The organism is Halomonas sp. SCS19 (assembly GCF_040147015.1).
GTDB classification, from domain to species: domain Bacteria; phylum Pseudomonadota; class Gammaproteobacteria; order Pseudomonadales; family Halomonadaceae; genus Halomonas; species Halomonas litopenaei.
In genome coordinates, this window is the sequence record NZ_JAMSHN010000001.1 from 93714 (window position 1) to 112324 (window position 18611).

Annotated in this window: 14 protein-coding genes; 8 read left to right on the forward strand and 6 right to left on the reverse strand. The window is 66.4% G+C overall.

Annotated features, from left to right (window positions below):
• Positions 1 to 106: 106 nt before the first annotated feature.
• From ccoM to rfaH, 3 genes are all read right to left on the reverse strand, one after another.
• Complete coding sequence (ccoM, locus tag NFH97_RS00355) at positions 107 to 220, reverse strand: cytochrome c oxidase subunit CcoM (RefSeq protein ID WP_286985057.1); 114 nt, start codon at positions 218 to 220, stop codon at positions 107 to 109.
• 238 nt (positions 221 to 458) lie between these two features.
• The gene (locus NFH97_RS00360; protein ID WP_222516999.1) at positions 459 to 965 is read right to left on the reverse strand and encodes an FKBP-type peptidyl-prolyl cis-trans isomerase; all 507 of its coding nucleotides are present in this window, start codon (positions 963 to 965) and stop codon (positions 459 to 461) included.
• Between the two features lie 22 nt (positions 966 to 987).
• On the reverse strand, positions 988 to 1530 hold the full coding sequence (rfaH, locus tag NFH97_RS00365; protein ID WP_045994239.1) for a transcription/translation regulatory transformer protein RfaH: 543 nt from the start codon (positions 1528 to 1530) through the stop codon (positions 988 to 990).
• A 215-nt stretch (positions 1531 to 1745) separates the two neighbouring features.
• Here rfaH and NFH97_RS00370 point away from each other — a divergent pair, with 215 nt between their 5' ends.
• A complete protein-coding gene (locus tag NFH97_RS00370) occupies positions 1746 to 3122 on the forward strand; it encodes an AmpG family muropeptide MFS transporter (protein WP_349624195.1) in 1377 nt (458 codons plus the stop codon).
• 216 nt (positions 3123 to 3338) lie between these two features.
• Here the strand turns inward: NFH97_RS00370 and NFH97_RS00375 are convergent, their stop codons facing one another.
• The gene (locus tag NFH97_RS00375) at positions 3339 to 5180 is read right to left on the reverse strand and encodes an SEC-C metal-binding domain-containing protein (protein ID WP_349624196.1); all 1842 of its coding nucleotides are present in this window, start codon (positions 5178 to 5180) and stop codon (positions 3339 to 3341) included.
• A 68-nt stretch (positions 5181 to 5248) separates the two neighbouring features.
• Positions 5249 to 6493, reverse strand: coding sequence for an ABC1 kinase family protein (locus NFH97_RS00380; protein ID WP_349624197.1), 1245 nt, complete (start codon positions 6491 to 6493; stop codon positions 5249 to 5251).
• Positions 6494 to 6699: 206 nt separating this feature from the next.
• Here NFH97_RS00380 and NFH97_RS00385 point away from each other — a divergent pair, with 206 nt between their 5' ends.
• From NFH97_RS00385 to NFH97_RS00415, 7 genes are all read left to right on the forward strand, one after another.
• On the forward strand, positions 6700 to 8634 hold the full coding sequence (locus NFH97_RS00385; RefSeq protein WP_349624198.1) for a DNA topoisomerase III: 1935 nt from the start codon (positions 6700 to 6702) through the stop codon (positions 8632 to 8634).
• The gene (locus NFH97_RS00390) at positions 8631 to 9644 is read left to right on the forward strand and encodes a ketopantoate reductase family protein (protein ID WP_349624199.1); all 1014 of its coding nucleotides are present in this window, start codon (positions 8631 to 8633) and stop codon (positions 9642 to 9644) included. Before NFH97_RS00385 ends, NFH97_RS00390 begins: the two co-directional genes overlap by 4 nt.
• A gap of 363 nt (positions 9645 to 10007) precedes the next feature.
• The gene (locus NFH97_RS00395; RefSeq protein WP_349624200.1) at positions 10008 to 10667 is read left to right on the forward strand and encodes an outer membrane beta-barrel protein; all 660 of its coding nucleotides are present in this window, start codon (positions 10008 to 10010) and stop codon (positions 10665 to 10667) included.
• A gap of 334 nt (positions 10668 to 11001) precedes the next feature.
• Positions 11002 to 12255 carry a M20 family metallo-hydrolase gene (locus tag NFH97_RS00400; RefSeq protein WP_349624202.1) on the forward strand — a complete coding sequence of 418 codons (1254 nt, stop codon included), beginning with the start codon at positions 11002 to 11004 and terminating at the stop codon, positions 12253 to 12255.
• Between the two features lie 136 nt (positions 12256 to 12391).
• On the forward strand, positions 12392 to 12592 hold the full coding sequence (locus NFH97_RS00405) for a hypothetical protein (RefSeq protein ID WP_045993193.1): 201 nt from the start codon (positions 12392 to 12394) through the stop codon (positions 12590 to 12592).
• Positions 12589 to 14181, forward strand: a complete 1593-nt coding sequence (locus tag NFH97_RS00410) for a sodium:solute symporter family protein (protein WP_045993192.1) — start codon at positions 12589 to 12591, stop codon at positions 14179 to 14181. The genes NFH97_RS00405 and NFH97_RS00410 overlap by 4 nt, the downstream gene beginning before the upstream one ends.
• Before the next feature lie 120 nt (positions 14182 to 14301).
• The gene (locus tag NFH97_RS00415) at positions 14302 to 15777 is read left to right on the forward strand and encodes a sigma-54 interaction domain-containing protein (protein ID WP_349624204.1); all 1476 of its coding nucleotides are present in this window, start codon (positions 14302 to 14304) and stop codon (positions 15775 to 15777) included.
• A gap of 127 nt (positions 15778 to 15904) precedes the next feature.
• Here the strand turns inward: NFH97_RS00415 and ppc are convergent, their stop codons facing one another.
• Positions 15905 to 18553 carry a phosphoenolpyruvate carboxylase gene (ppc, locus tag NFH97_RS00420; protein WP_124804386.1) on the reverse strand — a complete coding sequence of 883 codons (2649 nt, stop codon included), beginning with the start codon at positions 18551 to 18553 and terminating at the stop codon, positions 15905 to 15907.
• Positions 18554 to 18611 lie beyond the last annotated feature (58 nt).

Genomic DNA, 18611 nt, shown 5'->3' on the forward strand with positions numbered 1-18611 from the left:
TGCGAGTTCAGGTGCGCTCAGGTGCAAAGAACCAAAAAAAAAACCGACCCCGAAGGGTCGGTTGAAAAAGGGGGATGACTCCCCCTCCCCTGACGCTGGTTGACGGCTATCGCTTGCGACGGTGAGCGTCGCGGATGATAAAAGCGATCCAGCCGGCCATGAAGGCCACAGAGAGAGCGACGGCACCCAGCCCGAAAATGACGGCGTTGTCGACGTACATGGCGCTGCCCTCCTGTCTCTGTGTCGATGAATTCATGGTACCCGGTCGGCCCCAGAATTGTGCTGACCTGCGTCAAGGGACGCCATGAGACATCGGCCCGCCATTTCTTACGAAAAAGCCGCCTACAACAGGCGGCTTTTTCGTCGTCTGTGGCACCCTTTCAGCGAAAGCGCCTCCAGGTACCGCTACCGGGCCTTGTGCGAAACGTCGACGAGCACAGGCACTTTTCAGGCAAGCCCTAGAGGACCTTGCGGTCCTCCACCTCGGAGGCCTCGGTGCCGGGCGGCAGCGGGTGCCCCTTGGCCAGTTCGGCGCGGGTGGCCTGGCGAATTTCGAGCACCTCGAGGCGATACGACAGGGTCTCCCCGGCCAGGGGGTGGTTGGTGTCCACCACCACGCTGTCCCCCTTGACCTCCACCACGCTGACGATCTGCGGGCCGGCATCGCCGGGAGTCTGGAAGCACATGCCGGGGCGCAGATCGGTGCCGGGAAAGGCCTGGCGCCCCACCTCGCGCACCAGCGACTCGTCGCGCAGGCCATAGGCCTCGGCCGGGGACAGGGTGACGCTGAGGCGGCTGCCGACCTCGGCGTCGACCAGGGCGCGCTCGAGGCCTTCCATCAGGTTGCCGTGACCGTGCAGATACTCCAGCGGCTCATCGCGCTTCCAGGAATCGTCCAGGACGTCGCCCTGCTGGTTGCTCAGGACATAGTGCAGACGCACCACACACTGGGGAGAAATTCTCATCTCGGGCTCCTTGGGGTCGACATCAGTCCTGGCGCTTGAGCGCGGCGACGGGCATTTCCAGGCGCTGCTGGCGATGCAGCATGTTGAGCAGCACGATCGCCCGCTCTTCGCCCTTGTGGCTCTCGAACACCGCCTTGAGGTCCTTGAAGGGTCCGTCGGTGATCTCCACCGACTCTCCGGCCCGGAAGTAAAGCTGGCCAGGATCGTCGTCCTTGGCTTCGCCGTGCTGGCGCAGCAGGTCGATCAGCTCATCACTGACCGGCACCGGCATCGACAGCCCGAAGGTCACGATCTTCAACACTCCGCGGGTCGAGCGAATCGGGCGCCAGTTGCTCTCGACCTGGTCGAGCCGCAGAAACAGATAGTAGGGGAACAGCGGCTCCTCGACCCAGGTCAGCTTGTTGCGGCGCTTCTTCTGCACCTCCAGCACCGGATGAAAGAGCTCGTATCCCTGGTTGGCCAGATGCTCGGCGGCCCGGAACGACTCTCCGCCCTTGCACTGGACCACGTACCAGCGCGGGGTGGCATCGCCCCCCAGGCCCGCCTCGATATTGCTGTGACTCATGTGACTCCTTCCAGACTCAACCACCACCAGCCACCAAGCCGGCAGTATCGCCTGTCATTGACGCGGTTCCCGGTGCGTTGCCGACGGCCCTTGATGATCACCGCTGGTATCGCCCCTGCGGCTTTGCAACAATTCGTCGAGCCGCACCGAGATGTTGCGCGCATTTTACCATTCGGAAGGCGGCCTGTGGCCGACCAACTGCAAGGAGGCTATCCATGCCCACCTCGTCCGGCCAGCATCCCTGGGTCGACGCCCTGCGCGTCTACCTGCGACTACCCGTGCTGGCCATGCTGTTTCTGGGCTTTTCTGCGGGCCTTCCCTTTCTGCTGGTGTTCTCCACCCTGACCACCTGGCTGCGTACCAGCGGGGTCGAGGTTGCCGCCATCGGTTTCTTCTCGTGGATTGGACTGCTGTACTCGATAAAGTTCTTCTGGGCACCGGTGGTGGACGCCTTCCGCCTGCCGCTGCTGACCCGCCTGCTGGGCCAGCGGCGCAGCTGGATGCTTGCCGGCCAGGCGCTGATCATGGGCGGCCTGCTGGGCCTTTCGTCACTCGACCCGGCCTCCCAGCTCGGCGCGGTGGCGCTGTTTGCGCTGATGGTGGCCTTCGGCTCGGCTACCCAGGACATCGCCATCGACGCCTTTCGTATCGAGTCGGCCGAGGACGAGGTCCAGGCGGCGATGGCGTCCACCTACATCATCGGCTATCGCGGCGGCCTGATCATGGCCGGTGCAGGGGCGCTGTATCTGGCGTCGGCCTTCTCCTGGCAGGTGTCCTACCAGTGCATGGCGGCACTGACGGCGGTGGGCATGATCACCGTACTGCTGCGCCCCGAGCCGCCGCGCCAACCGCTGGCCAGTCGCCTGGCCAAGGAGCCCCGGGTGCGCGCCTTCCTGCGCGCCAGCCGCGGCCGGCCCGCATGGGTCCGGCGCACCGGCGCCTGGTTGATCGGCTCCGTGGTCTGCCCCTTTCTCGACTTCTTCGGCCGCTTCGGACTGGGCGCACTGGGACTTTTGCTGTTTATTGGCATCTATCGCATCAGCGACCTGGCGATGGCCTCGATGGCCTATCCGCTGTACGTCGACCTGGGCTTCAGCCTCGACACCATCGCCACCGTGACCAAGGTGTTCGGCGTCATCATGAGTCTCATCGGCGGACTGGTCGGCGGGGTACTGGTGGTGCGCTACGGCATCGGACGCATCCTGGTGCTCGGCGCTACGGCCACCGTGCTGACCAACCTGATGTTCGCCTGGCTGGCGCTCAGTGGCGCCCAGCACTCGCTGCTGGTGCTCACTATCGTCGGCGACAACCTCAGCAATGGCCTGGCAAGCGCGGTGTTCATCGCCTTCCTGTCGAGCCTGACCTCGCGGGCCTACACGGCCACCCAGTACGCCCTGTTCTCGTCGTTGATGACGCTGCCCGGAAAGTTCCTGTCAGGCTTTGGCGGGCTGGTGGTGGAGGGAATGGGCTACCCGAGCTTCTTCGTGCTGGCCTCGGCGCTGGGCGTACCGGCCATCCTGATGGCGCTGTGGGTCTGGCGACACCATGTGCGCGACCCAGGGGATCACGCCGTCAGCCTCGACAAGACATGACGCCATCGATGCAGCGTGCATAACCAAAAGAGGGCCGACGTTGTCGGCCCTCTTTTTCCATGATGCTTCAGCGTTTGGCCCCGAAACTGGGGGTCTGAGTAGACCTTCGGCGCTACGCGCCCCCAGGCTCAGCCGGAGCCGTCATCCAGCGCAGGCAGCGATCACCCCCCATTGCTGAAGCCGCCTTGTAGTACGCCCCTTGAGCGGGGCTTGCGATCAACCGCGCCGTCCGCTGCGCTCTTCCAGCCAGGCCAGTGCGCCCGGTGTGCTGCGCCACTGATCGCGCATCAGGGTACGGTACTGCCAGGCCTCGGCGCGGGTGCCGGGCTCGGCCAGCTGGCCATTGCCGGGGATGGCGCCACGTTTGGGGTTGTCGCTGCAGAGAAGCGCCACCGCGTGGGCGTTGTGGCGCTGGGCGCTCTCCAATGCCAGGGCCGCGTCGTCGAGCTGGCCCAGTCGGTACAGCGCCAGCACCTGCCCCATGTACATGCCCAGCAGCGGCGTCTCGTCATCGGCAGGACCGACCTCCAGGGCCTGGCGGCTGATCTCCAGCGCCTCGTCGTCGCGGCCTTCACGCAGCAACTGGTCGAGCACCAGCTCGCGCAGCCCCAGACTGTCCTGCTCGTCCAGCGACAGCAGCAGCTCGGCCAGTTCCCGCGAGTGCTGGCGGGAGCCGCGTTCCATGCCCACCACCAGCGCAAGCCCCGCCCGCAGAAGCTGGGCGTTGTCTTCCTGGTCCCACTGGAAGGCGCCGTCGCCACTCTGACGAATCTGCAGAAGCCAGCGTTCGAGACGCTCGGCCAGGGGCTCGAACAGACTCGGGGCCATCCACGGCAGACTGCCAAAACGGCTGGTCAGCGCCAGCGACACCGACTGCAGTACCGCCGGTGAATCAAGCTGTTCGGGGTTGGCGCACAGCGCCGGCAACCAGGCTGCGGCATTGAACCAGGGATCTCCGAGAAAGCCCATCGGCGCATCCGGGTCCACGTCGACCTGGAAACCCTCCTGGAAGGCGGCGAACAGCGTGTCCTCCCGCGCCGTGGAGCGATACAGCAACTGCCCGTCTTCCTCCACCACCTTGATCGGCGGGGGCGGCGGCAACTCCGCCAGCAGGGTCTGCAGGCCCACCAGGGGCTCGCCGAGATCCTCTTCGGCGCACAGCAGCTGATCGGCCAGGGTGGCGCCGGGGTTGTCGGCCAGGTCCGCCAGGAACTGCAGCTGGTCGGGGTCCAGATCACCCTGGCGGGTCAGCCGCCGTAGCCAGAAGCGCGAGCGCTCCATGGCTTCCTCGTCGTGACCTTCGTGGAGCAGCAGCATGGCCTCGATATAGGCCAGGGTCGGCGAATCGGGAAGGGCCTGCTGGGCACGCACGAAGGCGGAGCGAGCACTGTCGAGATCGTCGTTGTCCAGGTGCATCAGACACAGCCGCTCCAGCGCCACGCCACGCAGGAACATCGGTCCCCGCTCCAGCACCTCGTCCAGCAGCGCCTCGCGCTTGCGGTGGAAACCGCGCTCCTGGAAAAGGTCCAGCAGGATCTCGAAGGCGGGCTCGGCCTGTTCCGGCAGGCGCTCCCAGTCGGCATTGTCGAACAGTGACTCGAGGATCTGCTGGGCACGTCCCCGCTGGCCCGATTCGGCGGCGATCAGCCCTGCCTCCAATAGCGCCTGGGCAGGGGCGCGACCACTGGCCAGGGCAGCCTTCAGCGTCTCCCCTTTCCACTCCCTCAGCGACAGCATCCACATCAGATGAGGCGGCAGGTGACCGGGCAGGCAGACGGCGCCGCAGCACTGCTTCATCTTGCGTCCAGAGTCGCACCAGCAAGGTTCGTTGCGGCCAGGGCGTGCCAGGGTTTCACAGGCGAAGTCGAGACGTGCCAGGGGCGTCTGGGACCACAGTTCGGGAGCCAGCGCCTGGGCCAGGGCCTTGTCACCGCCCACGCAGGCAGGCCCCTCCTCGCGCGCCCAGCTCATCAAGCTCGGATAGCGTTCATCCTGCCGAATGGCTGCCAGGGCGCCCGCGGCAAAACCCAGCAGTTGATCCACCCATAACGCCAGCATCGCTATCTCCCCGAAATTGAAAACGGCACAGTCTAACAGTGCATGCACCGGCTGGGCAGACCCGCGCCTCAGACGGCGTAGGCATCCAGCAACTGTGCACTCCGTGAATGCATGTCCAGGCGCCCCTCGAGCCGCACCAGGTTCCAGTAATGACCATTGAGCGTACGCGCCAGCAACAGCATGCCGGCAGGGGGCTGCAGGCGGTCCAGCGCGCCCCATACCCGGGGGCTCAGCTCGCGCAGACGCCGATGCACCCGTACATCGCCGAAGTCCTGCTCACCGGGCGCGAACAGCGGCGACACCGCTTCCGCGGATTCGCGATACAGCGCCAGCGGCGCGCCCTCTCCCTGTCGACCGCCGAGCCCGCGCACGGCCTCATCCATGGCCATGGGGTCACCGTCCAGGGTTGCCCCAAGCAGCGCCACCAGACCGGCCAGCCGCTCCCGGGGGACCGCGATCACGGCGCCCAGGTCATACACCACCAGCCGGCCCTGTTCATCGACGGCAAAATTGCCGGCGTGGGGATCGGCGTGCAGTTCATGGTGGGTGAACAGCTCCTCGGTGATCCAGTCCGCCAGGGTGCGCGACACCCGCTGCCGCAGGGCATCGTCGGCACTTTCGAGGTCACGCAGGGGCGTCCCCGGCAGATACTCCATCGCCAGCACCCTTGGACCACTGAGCTCCTTCACGGGCTTCGGCATCACCAGGTCGGGGTGATCGGCATAGCGCCGCCGGTAGCGCTCCAGTGCGTCCGCTTCGGCGCGATAGTCGAGCTCGCGCCGCAGTCCATCGGCGAGTTCGTCGAACAGAGCATCGAGGCGTGCCTGGGACACCTTGAGCCAGCGACCCAGTCGCAGCAGCCTTCTGACCTGCACCAGGTCCTGTTCCAGCACCCGATCAAGCCCCGGGTACTGCACCTTGAGCACCAGGGTACGACCGTCCCGGGTCCAGGCTCGATGCACCTGTCCCATGGAGGCGCTGGCAAAGGGCTCGGGCTCGATCTCGTCGAACAGGGCATCGAGGTCGCCGAGCTCTGCCTCAAGCGCCACCTTGATCTCGGCCCAGGGCGCCGGTGCAGCATCCTTCTGCAGCCGGGCAAGCTCTTCGGCCAGGGCCGGGGGCAGCAGGTCATCCCACTGGGACATGACCTGAGCGATCTTCATCGCCGGCCCCTTGAGCTCGGAAAGGCCTTCAAACAGCGACTCGCCGAGCGCCTGCCAATCGGCCTTGCCGCCGATTCTCGAGCGCAGCAGGGTCGATCCGGTACGAGCGGACAACCCGAGCATCCGGCGTGTCCGGCCTGACTGACGCATGCTGCCTCCTGCCCGTACGGGCGCCCTGCAAGATGCTGGCAACGCTGGCCTCACCGGGAGGATAGCGCGTCACAAGACGGTCACCTTACCCGCATCTGCACACAAAAATGATATAGGACTTGTACACTTTTCACTCCATGGTACACCTGGCATCTCATCACACATACTGGAAGAATATCCAGACGATTCACCCGCACCGGTGCGCTATGCGATTGATCATTGCGGAAAAACCGAGCCTGGCTCGCTCCATCGCCGAGGCGTTGCCCGGGGCAGCACAGAAAAAAGACGGCTACCTGTCCGTCGGCGACACCGAGGTCACCTGGTGCCTCGGCCACCTGCTGGAACAAGCCCCACCGGATGCCTACGACCCGGCCTTCAAGCCCTGGCGACGCGACCACCTGCCCATCGTGCCCGGTCAGTGGAAGCTGGTGCCCAGGCCCAAGGCCCGCGGTCAGCTGTCGGTGATTCGTGCGCGCCTGAAACAGGCACGCCAACTGGTGCACGCCGGCGACCCCGACCGCGAGGGCCAGCTGCTGGTCCAGGAGGTGATCGAGCACCTGGGCTGGAAGGGGCCCGTCCAGCGTCTGCTGATCAACGACCTCAACCGGCCTGCGGTGGCTCGAGCACTCGGGCGGATCGAGGACAATGCCAGGTATTACCCGCTCTACCGCGCCGCCCAGACCCGCGCCCGCGCCGACTGGCTGTACGGCATCAACCTGACCCGCGCCTGGACCCTGATCGGCCGCCAGGCGGGCCACGATGGCGTGCTGTCGGTGGGGCGCGTGCAGACGCCGGTGCTCGGCCTGGTGGTGCGCCGCGATGAGGAGATCCGTCATTTCACGCCCTACCCCTTCTATGTGCTGTGGGCTCACCTGCGCGTCGGCGCCGGCACCTTGAAGGCCTGGTGGGTCCCCGGCGAGCCCCATCGCCTGGACGAGCGCGGTCGGCTGCTCGACGCCGCTCCTGCTCAGACGCTGGCAGAGCGCCTGCCGGGTGCTGAAGGCCAGGTGAGCAGCGTGGACTCCCGTCGTCGTCGCCAGCCGCCGCCCTTGCCTTACTCTCTGTCGGCGCTGCAGGTCGATGCGGCACGCCGCCACGGGCTTTCGGCCAAGGCGGTGCTGGACATCTGCCAGCGCCTTTACGAGCGCCATCAGTTGATCACCTATCCGCGCTCGGACTGTCGCTACCTGCCGCGTGAACACCTGGCGAGCCTGCCGGGCCAACTGGCCAGCGCCTGTCGCGATGACACCACCCTGTCCGGTTGGCTGGCCAACGCCGACATGGGGCTTCGCTCACGCGCCTTCGACGACGCCAAGGTCGGCGCCCACCACGCCCTGGCACCCACCGGCAAGCCCTTCGCTGCCGAGCGACTGTCGCGTCAGGAAGCCGACGTCTTCCGTCTGATCGCGCGCAACGTGCTGGCCCAGTTCTATCCGGCGCTGGAAACCCAGGAGGTGAAGGCCGAGTTCCGCCTGCTGGACGAGCGCTTCCAGGCCTCCGGCCAGACGCTGCTGGTGCCCGGCTGGAAGCCCCTGTTCACCACCCGTGACGAGCCACCGCCGTTGCCGGCGCTGGTCGAGGGCGAAGCCTGTCAGGCACTGGAGGCCCAGGTCGAACAGCGCGAGACGCGCCCACCGGAGCCGTTTACCGATGCCAGCCTGATCAAGGCCATGATGAATATCGCCCGCTACGTGGAGGACCCCGAGGTACGCCGCACCCTCAGGGAAACCGACGGCCTGGGTACCGAGGCCACCCGTGCCGGCATCATCGAGACGCTGCTGGAGCGCGGCTATCTGGTGCGCAAGGCCAAGGCGCTGCGCGCCACACGCCTGGGGGTGGGTCTGATCCACTCGCTGCCCGAAGCGGTCAGCCGCCCGGAGCGCACCGCCCTGTGGGAACAGCGGCTGGAAGGCATCGCCGAAGCCCAGGCCGAACCGGAACCCTTCGTCGCCCAGCTGGTCGAGGACCTTCGCACGCTGGTGGGCAGCGCCGACAGTCAGCGGCTGAGTGCCGCCCTCGGCGCCGCCCAGGGCGAGTCGCCGGAAGCCGGCCCCGCCAGCAAGCGAGGCCGCCGCACCAACTCGCCACGCCGCAGCGCCGGGCGTAAACGCCGCCCCTCCCGTAAAGGCAGCACCACATGACCACACTGATCATCGGTCCCGGCGCCATCGGCCGCCTGCTGGCCTGTCGGCTTGCCGCTGGCGGCCAGAGCGTGCGCCTGCTGGGGCGACGACCGCTGCCGACGATCCAGACCCTGACCTCACCGGATGGCACGACCCAGCGCCTTGAACTGGCCACCACCACCGAGCCACGCCTTGCCTGCGTCGATGTCGACCAGGTCATGCTGACCACCAAGGCCTACGCCGCCAGGGCAGCCTTCGCTGCGGTGGCCGACCATCTGCCTGCCGCCACACCGCTGGTGCTGTGGCAGAACGGGCTGCGCGTGCAGCGACCCTTGACCGATACCTGGAGCGGGCCGGTGCTGTGCGCCTCCACCACCGAGGGCGCCTTTATCAAGGCGGACGACAGCGTCGTCCACGCCGGCCAGGGTCAGACCGTCATCGGTCATCTCGACGGCGGCCTCGACGGCCATCCAGGCGAAGGCCACGGCCCCCATACCCAACCCCTCCGGACTGACGCTCTCCAGACCCAAGCCCTCCAGACCCAAGCCCTGGCCAGATCACTGGCCACCACCCTGAGCGCCGCCGGCCTGGCCACCGAGGCGGTGGACGATATCGCCACCCGGCTGTGGCACAAGCTGGCGGTGAACGCCGCCATCAACCCCCTGGTGGCACGCTACCGACTACGCAATGGCGAGCTGCGCGGGCATCCTTACCGCGACATGGTCGACGCCACCGTCGACGAGGTGGCGCAGATCCTGGCGTCACTGGAGATCCCTGCTCCCGCCATCGACGTTCCCTCCAGCGACGTTCTCTCCAGCGACGTCAACGATGGCACCCACGCCTGGCGCGCCCTGGTCTGGCAGGTCATCGAGCGGACCGCCGCCAACCGTGCCTCGATGCTGCAGGATATCGAAGCCGGCAGGCCCACCGAACACGACGCCATCCTCGGCCCGCTGCGCGAGGCCGCCACACGCCTGGGCCTCCCTTGCCCCCAGCTCGACGCGCATTGGCGCTTTCTGAATGCCTGAAACGAGCAAGCCCAGGCTGGCGGTACACAAAAGCGATTGCTATTTTAACGGTTGGCAGTGATTCGACTCCCACCTGAATATCGACTCGAATCACCTTGCCGGGCCGGCCCTCGAACAAGTCCGTGTCCCCGCATACGGTCTTGCCTTTGTGAGCCATGTTCACTACGAGCAGCGTTCACACTGCGCCGTGTTCTCGATCAGCCTCGTTCAAAATGAGCCGCGTCAAGATTGAGAGCCAAGGTGAGAGCTGAGGTTGCTGAGATTTAAGTTGGCTGAGTCTAGAATTGAGAGCCGAGCCCTTGAATAAAACCGAAGCATGATCGATCAGGTGCCACCCGCGGAGGCTATTCCGCCAGGACAACCATGATGACTGCTTGTCGCTTGCCCTCTCTCCCCGCTCGACACCCCACGTCGCACACCTTGCTGGCGGGCCTGCTTGCGGCACTGACCCTTGTCGCCTTCTCGGCCCCTGTCCTGGCGAGCGAAGACGCTGCCGACCCGCTGGCCGACAATGACGCTGCCCACTCGGCCACCCCGGCCTTCTCCGGCATGGGCCAGGAAATCGTCAGGCTCGACAGTGGCGTCCTGGTGCAGGGCGACAAGGTCCACACCCCCGACGGCTACACCTCCGGCTTCCGCCTGACCGCCGGCATGGCACCGCAGCAGGAAAGCGGCTGGGACCTGGGGGCCGAGTTGCGCTATCGACAAAGCGATGACGTCCCCATGTCTTCCAGCGACAGCCAGCATGTCCAGGACGTGACCAGCCTGGGGGGCAGCCTGGTCGCCGGCTTCCGTGTCGGCCACTTCGGCGTCTACGGCAAGACCGGCATGGCCCAGTGGGTCAGCGATCCGGTCACCGGTCGCAACACCTTCGATTCCACCAGTGGCTCCACCCGGGTCCAGGGTCTCGGGGCCCGCTGGATGACCCGCAGCTGGATCGGCCAGGTCGAGTTCGAGGAGGTCAATGACCCCGAGCTTGAGCATCTGAATATGATTACGGCCTCGTTCCACCTCCCTTTCTAGGGCTCGTCTGAAAAGTGCCTGCGCTCGGTAATACGGCGTTAAAAATCGGCTGGTGCGCCAGCCCGGTCAACATGCTCATTTACACCACGTAAACTGCGCTGTCTCACCGATTTTTGCCTTGTCTAACCTTCGCTCGTCGACTTTTCGGACTGAGCCTAGCCCCGCCGGCAAACCGAGTCGAAATCGACTCGCTCGCGTTACACGCAGTGACTCTTGACGTCGCCTTGCGCCATATCTCATCTTTATGCGCTTGTTTTAAAGACATTTTTCTGAGTACGGCATGAGAATAGCTTGGTGGTTTGGCATAACACCAAATCACAAGGAATCTCCTGCCATGTCATCGATCCCCCACCGCTCCATCGATATCGACGCCAACCGCCTGTGGGACAGCCTGATGCAGATGGCCGAGGTCGGCCCTTCCCCCAACGGCGGCAGCCGCCGCCTTGCCATGACCCCTGAAGATGCCGATGGGCGCCGTCTGCTGCTGAACTGGGTCGAGGCGCTGGGCTGCACCTGGCAGCGTGACAAGGCCGGCAACCTGTTTATCCGGCGTGCCGGACGCGAGGACCACCTGCCCCCGGTGTCCATGGGTAGCCACCTGGATACCCAGCCGCTGGGCGGACGCTTCGACGGCGTGCTGGGGGTACTGGCGGGCCTGGAGGTGCTGCGCAGCCTTCACGACAACGCCATCACCACCCGCCGGCCGTTGTCATTGATCGTCTGGACCAACGAGGAAGGCAGCCGCTTCGCCCCGGCCATGGGCGGCAGCGGCGTCTGGACCGGCCGCCTCGATGAGGCGACCTTCTTCGGCGCCAGCGACAGCAAGGGCGTCACCTTGGGCGAGGCCATCGCGGCCTGCGGCGAGGCCGGCGATCTGCCCCTGGGCGAACCCGAGCTCGACGCCTACTTCGAGCTGCACATCGAGCAGGGCCCGGTGCTCGAGGAGCAGGGCCATCCCCTCGGCATCGTCACCGGGGTCCAGGGCATCCGCTGGTACGACCTGAGCCTGCGCGGCCAGTCGGCCCACGCGGGCCCCACGCCGATGAGCTATCGCCGTGACCCATTGCTCGCCGCCACCGCCATGATCCAGCGCATGCGCGAGGTGGTCATGGCGGACCCGGACGGCGCTGCGCGCCTGACCGTGGGCGACTTCCAGGTGGTAGAGCCCTCGCGCAACGTGGTCCCCGGCGAGGTCCGCCTGCTGCTGGACCTGCGCCACGTCAGCGACGAACGCCTCGATGCACTGGATGCCGAACTGGAACGTCTGGCCAGGGACGCCGCCGACGCCGAGGGAGTGGAGCTGACGTTCGAGCGCCGCTGGCATTCTCCGGTCACCCCCTTCGACGACGCCCTGATCGACTCCCTGCGCGAGGCCGTCAAGGCGCGCGAGCTCGACGCCCCCTGCATGATGAGCGGCGCCGGGCACGACGCCGTGCACCTGTCCCACGTCACCCCCACGGTGATGATCTTCGTGCCCTGCCGCGACGGCATCAGCCACAACGAGGCCGAATACGCCGAGCCTGAGCACTGCGCGCTGGGCACCCAACTGCTGTGCGACGCGGTGCTGGCACGCGCCGAGCGCGGCTGAGATCGCCATCAGCGCCCTGAACAATCCACAATGAATCGATTTCGATTCACCGAGTCGGAATAGCATCAAAGGCCCTTTGCCCGATCAGCCGACTCGCTCCCCGGACGCTCAGGCCATTCACAACAAGAGATACCTTATGGACATCAACTCCCATGTGCTGCTGCTGTTTGCCAACGCCTTTCTGACCACCGCCCTGTCGGTGGTCATCGTCGGCGTCATCCTGCTGCGCGAATACCGGCCGACCATTCGTCGCCTGAAGGACGAGGCGGCGGCTTCCTCCTCGGCCGACACCACCAACCACAACAAGACTTCATCTGACCTGAGAGACCTGTCATGACCCTGGCCATCTTCGCCATCGTACTGACCGCCTACGTGGCGGTGGCGGCCCTGCTGGCACGCCGTATCAAGAACAAGGACGACTTCTACGTCATGGGTGAGCAGGGCTCGACATTGCTGATCGTCGGAACCCTGGCCGCCACCTTCCTCAGCGCCGTGACCCTGATGGGGATCGCCGGCATCTCCTACAGCGAAGGCCCGCTGGTGATCGCGGCGCTGGGCTCCTTCGGCGCCTGGGTCGGGACCCTGATCGCGGTGGTGTTCATCGGTCGCAAGCTGAAGGCGCTGAACTGCCGCACCATGATGGACTTCTTCGACTACCGCTTTAACAACAAGTGGGTCAGCGTGGTCGCACTGATCCTGATGGTGATCGGCCTGCTCGGCTACGGCATCATCCAGCTGATCGGCGCCGGCCTGGTGCTGGCCGAGATCATCGATATCCCCTTCCCGGTGATCATCGTCGCCTTCACCCTGGCGCTGCTGGCGTTCTGCTCGCTGTCCGGCATGTACGGGGTGGTCTACACCGACACCATGATGTTCTTCACCATGCTGGCCATCGCCTTCGTCATCGCACCGATGTTGATCGGCGACGCCGGCTTCGAGGCGATGAAGGGCCTCGGCGAGACCCTGCCCGGTTTCTGGACCGTGGGGGGCGCCAACGACCGCCCGCTGGGCTGGTCGATCTCCCAGTTCCTGGTGTGGATCCTGTTCTTTGCCTGCACCCCGGCGCTGGTGTCCCGCGTCTTTCCGGCCAAGAACGACTTCGTCATCCTCAAGGTGGCGGTGATCGGCGTGTTCTTCGCCCCTGCCATGCAGCTGCTGGTGTTTCTGGCGGCCAGCGCCATGCAGGTGATCCAGCCCGGCATCGAGCCCACCGACCGCGCCATGATCGTCGGCTTCATGGAGCACACCAACCCGACCCTGGCCGGTATCGGCCTGGCCGGCCTGATGGCGTCGATCATGTCCACCGCCTCGACACTGTTCGTGCTGACCGGCTTCGCCCTGGCCCGCGACCTCTACGAGAAGTTGTTCGACCGTGAGGTCAGCGAACGCAAGGGCGTGGTACTCGGCCGCATCTCACAGGCGGTGGTAGCGCTGGTAGTGTGCGCCGTGGCGATCTCGCGCCCGGCGGGCATCTACTGGATCTCGATCTACGCCGGCGCGATCTTTGCCGTGGCCTGGCTGCCGACCATCGTCGCCGCCATGCACTGGCGTCGGATGAACGCCAACGCCGCGCTAGCCTGCATGCTGGTGGGCTCGATCACCTTCATCGTGGTGGGCGAACTCGAGCGCCACGGTCTGGTCAGCCTGCCGCTGCATATCGATAACCTGCAGGTGGCCATCCTGCTCGGCACCCTGGCGCTGATCGCGGTGGGACTGAAGAGCCAGCCTTCCGAGTACGAGCTCAAGGTATTCGACGACATTCGTGCAAGGCGACTGTCCGATACCACCATCCGCGACATCCTGGCCCGCCCCGATGGCGCCCGCGAGCTGGTGCGCGAATACCGCCAGGTGTGGGGCATCATGGTGCTGTTCGTGATCATCGCAGGCGCGCTGTGGGGCTATCTGTTCAGCAAGCTGGGGACCTGAGCCCACCGTCACCGCTGCTGTAACTGATCCACCAGGCCGGCGCCGTGAGGCGCCGGCTTGGCTTTACTAACACGCGCTCCCGGCACACCATTGACGTTCTCGACCCTGCCTGGAGCCTCGATGAACCACGGCCCCCTCATGCCCCGACAGCTACTGGCCATCCTCAACGCCCTCGAGGACGGCATCTTCATCACCGACCTCAAGGGACGCCCGCTGTGGGTCAACCAGGCGAGCCTGTCGCAGCTCGATGCCAGCGCGGAGCACCTCTACCAGAGCGACGTCTACCGGCTCGAGGAGGAAGGTGTGTTCTCGCCCTCGGTCACCCGCTTCGTGATCGAGGAGCGGCGACCGGTCAGCGTGGTGCACCGTTATCGCGGCAAGGACTACCTGGTCAACGGCAGCCTGTTTCACCTGGGCGGCGACCCCTCCGGTGAACCCGATGCGGTGCTGGTCCAGGCCCGCAACCTGGACCGCGACGTACTGGCCTCGCGCTCGCCGGACACCACCCAGGCGCTGCTCGATCACGTCATGCATCAGCTCAAGCGCATCCGTCAGGAACAGGTAGCAACGGAGGCCAGCCCCGCCTCGTCCAGCCGCAGCCCACGCTATCGCCGGTGCCTGGAGCGCCTCGAGCGCGCCGCCGCCAGTGACACCACGGTACTGCTCAGCGGCGAGACCGGCGTCGGCAAGAGCTGGCTGGTCAATCGCCTGCACCAGTTCAGCCCGCGCTCGGACAAGCCGCTGATTCACGTCAACTGCGCGGCGATCCCCGAGGCCCTATTGGAAGCCGAGCTGTTCGGCCACGAGAGCGGCGCCTTCACCGGCGCCCATCGCGACGGGCGGGTCGGCTATGTGGCCCTGGCCGAGGGCGGCACCCTGTTTCTCGACGAGATAGGCGAACTGCCGCTGACGCTGCAGCCCAAACTGCTTCAATTGCTGCAGGAACGTCAGTACCACCCGCTGGGCGGCAAGCCGCGCAAGGCCGAGGTACGTATCGTCGCCGCCACCAACGCCGACCTGGCCGCCCGGGTGCGGGATGGCAGCTTCCGCGCCGACCTGTACTACCGACTCAATATCGTGCCCATCGAGATCCCACCGCTGCGCGAGCGCGCCGAGGACATCCCCGGTCTGGCCAATCAGCTGCTGGCCAGGATATCCCGCCGCCACAAGCGCCGTATCAGCCTGGAGCGCGACGCGCTGAGGGCGCTGACCCACCACTCCTGGCCTGGCAACGTGCGCGAACTGGAAAACCTGCTCGAGCGGCTCAGCGTGTTCTGTGAAGACGACACCATCGGCATCGACGATCTCGCCCTCGACCACCCGGAGCTTGTGCCCGCTAGCCTTGCCGACCGCGTTTCCCTCAACGGCTCGCGCAAGAGCTCCAGGCAAGACGACGGCCCAAGCGACGGGGCTCTGTCGCTGCCACTGGACGATTCCCGCCCCCTGCCCGAGCGCTTGGCCGAGATCGAACGCCAGGCCATCGATGACGCTCTGTCCCGCGCCGGCAGCACCCGCAAGGCAGCCCAGGACCTTGGCGTCAGCCAGTCCTGGTTGATGCGACGGCTCAAGCGCGATCGGTCGAGCTCGTCCGACTGAAACGTCGGCATCCACAACACATCCCGAAACGCCCGACCGACACACCCAACCGATACGCTCACCCAAGACGCCAGCGCCCGGCCATCTGGCCGGGCGCTGGGTGTTCAGGGTATCGCTCGCGGTGGCGTCAGCCGGTGTTGCGAAGGCCAGCGGCGATCCCCGCCATGGTCACCATCAGGGCGCGGGACAGGTCCGCGCTGATGGCGCCGTCGGCGTCGCGGTTACGCTGCAGCAGCTCGGCCTGCAAGCCATGCAGCGGGTCGATGTAGGGGTTTCGCACCTCAATGGCCTGGCGAATCAGCGGCGTCTTCTCGAGCAGCTCCTGCTGATCGAGGATCTTCAGAAGCTCCTCGTTGAGCCTGCCGAAACGCTCGCGCAGGCGGTTGCCCAGGGCCTCCAGACTCGGCTCGTCCACCAGGCGATGCTCGTAGTAGGCGGCCAGTTCCACGTCGGCCTTGGCCAGCAGCATCTCGAGCATGTCCAGGTAGGTGCCGAAGAACGGCCACTGCTCGCGCATCTCCTGCAACACCTCGAGTCCGCCGGGCTCGGCCAGGCGGGTGGCGAAGGCCTCGCCGGTGCCGAGCCAGGCCGGCAGCATCAGACGGATCTGGGTCCAGGCGAAGATCCAGGGGATCGCGCGCAGGGTCTCGACACCGCCGTCCTGACGCCGCTTGGTCGGCCGCGAGCCCAGCGGCAGGCGGCCCAGCGCCCCTTCCGGTGTGACGGCACGGAAGTACGGCACGAAATCGGGGTCCTGGCGTACCACACCGACGTAGGCACCGTGGGCGATCTCGGCCAGACGGTCCATCTCGTCGCGCCAGGCCGGCTTGGGCTTGGGCGGCGGCAGCAGCGACGCCTCCAGTACCGCGCAGGCGTAGATCTCCATGGAGCGCAGGGCGATGTCGGGCTGGCCGAACTTGAAGCGGATCATCTCGCCCTGCTCGGTCACCCTGAGGCTGCCGTTCACCGAGCCTGGGGGCTGGGACAGGATGGCGGCGTGGGACGGACCGCCGCCACGGCCCACGGTGCCACCGCGGCCGTGGAACAGGGTCAGGTCGACACCGTGGCTTTCGCAGACATCGACCAGCGCCTCCTGGGCGCGGTACTGGGCCCAGGCCGCCGCCAGCTGGCCGGCGTCCTTGGCCGAATCGGAGTAACCGATCATCACCTCCTGGCTATCACCGGCGAACTGGCGGTAGCCGGGCAGCGCCAGCAGCCGATCGATGACGTCGCCGGCGCGATTGAGGTCGTCCAGGGTCTCGAACAGCGGTGCGATGGGCATGCCGACACGGCCCCCCACCTCCTTCATCAACAGCGCCACCGTGAGCACGTCCGAGGGCTGCGCGGCCATGGAGATGATGTAGGTGCCCAGCGCCTCGCCGTGCTCGGCGGCGACCACCTGGAAGGTGTCCAGGGTCTCACGGGTCTCGGCGGAGCACTCCCAACGCCGCGGGATCAGCGGCCGGGTCGACTCGAGCTCCGCCAGCAGGAAGGCCTGACGCTGCTCCTCGCTCCATTCGCGGTAGTTGCCCAGGCCCAGGTCGTGGGTCAGTTCTTCCATCACCAAGGCGTGGCGGCTGGCCTCCTGGCGCAGGTCGAGCTTGGTCAGGGTGACGCCGAATACCGCCACACGGCGCAGGGTATCGAGCAGCACACCGTTGGCGATGGTGTCCAGGCCGACGTCGCACAGCGAACGGTAGCAGGCCAGCAGCGGCGCATAGAGCTGGTCCCGGGTCTCGATGATCGGCCCGCCGTCATAGCTCTTGCCGTCGAGTTCGGCCTTGGCCCAGTCGCGGGTGGCCTCGACCTTCGCCACCAGACGCTTGAGCAGCTCGCGATAGGGCTCGGCGACGTTGCCGACCTCGGCACGCAGGGCACTGTTGGTGCTCCACATGGACAATTCGATCTTGAGCTGCTCGAGATCACGCAGGTACAGGTCCGCCGCCATCCAGCGGCCCAGCAGCAGCACCTCCCGGGTGACCCGGGCGGTGACGTTGGGGTTGCCGTCGCGATCGCCACCCATCCAGGAAGCGAAACGTAGCGGCGCGGCGTCCAGCGGCAGACGCTCGCCGGCGCTTTCCAGCAGCAGGTTATCCAGGTCCCGGTGGAAGTCCGGCACCGCCTGCCACAGCGAATTCTCGATCACCGCAAAGCCCCACTTGGCCTCGTCCACCGGGGTCGGCCGGTCGTGTCGGATCTCGTCGGTGTGCCAGGCCTGGCTGATCAGCTCCTCGAGCCGACCCTTGGCCCGGGCCGCCCGCTCGGGGTACTCGCTGGAGGACTCGATGGCGCTGAGGCAGTCATCGATGGCGTCGTACTTCTGAATCAGGGTGCGCCGGATGACCTCGGTGGGATGGGCGGTCAGCACCAGCTCGACGCGCATGTTGGCCAGCGTCTCGACCAGGGTGCGCGACGAGTGGCCTTCGCGCCGGGCGCGCTCGAGCAGCTCACCGAGCACCGGCTGCATCCCCGGCTTGTAGTCCTCGACCCGACGAAAGCGGGCACGGTAGTGCTGCTCGGCGATGTTGGCCAGGTTGAGGAACTGATTGAACGCCCGGGTCACCGGCAACAGGTCTTTCTCCGGCAGCCGGCGCAGGTACTCGATCAGCTCCTGCTGGCCGGCCTCTTCGCCCTGGCGGCCCCGCTTGGCCAGTCCGCGAATCGTCTCGATGCGTGACACGAACTCGGGTCCGAGATCATCGGCGATGGTGCGTCCCAGGCTGTCGCCGAGGATGCGGACGTTATCGCGCAAGGATTCGTGCAGATCGTGGCTCATGGGGTCTCCTTGGGTGTGGTGTCCAGCGGGTCCCGAGCGTGCGGCCCCGCCTTGTTAT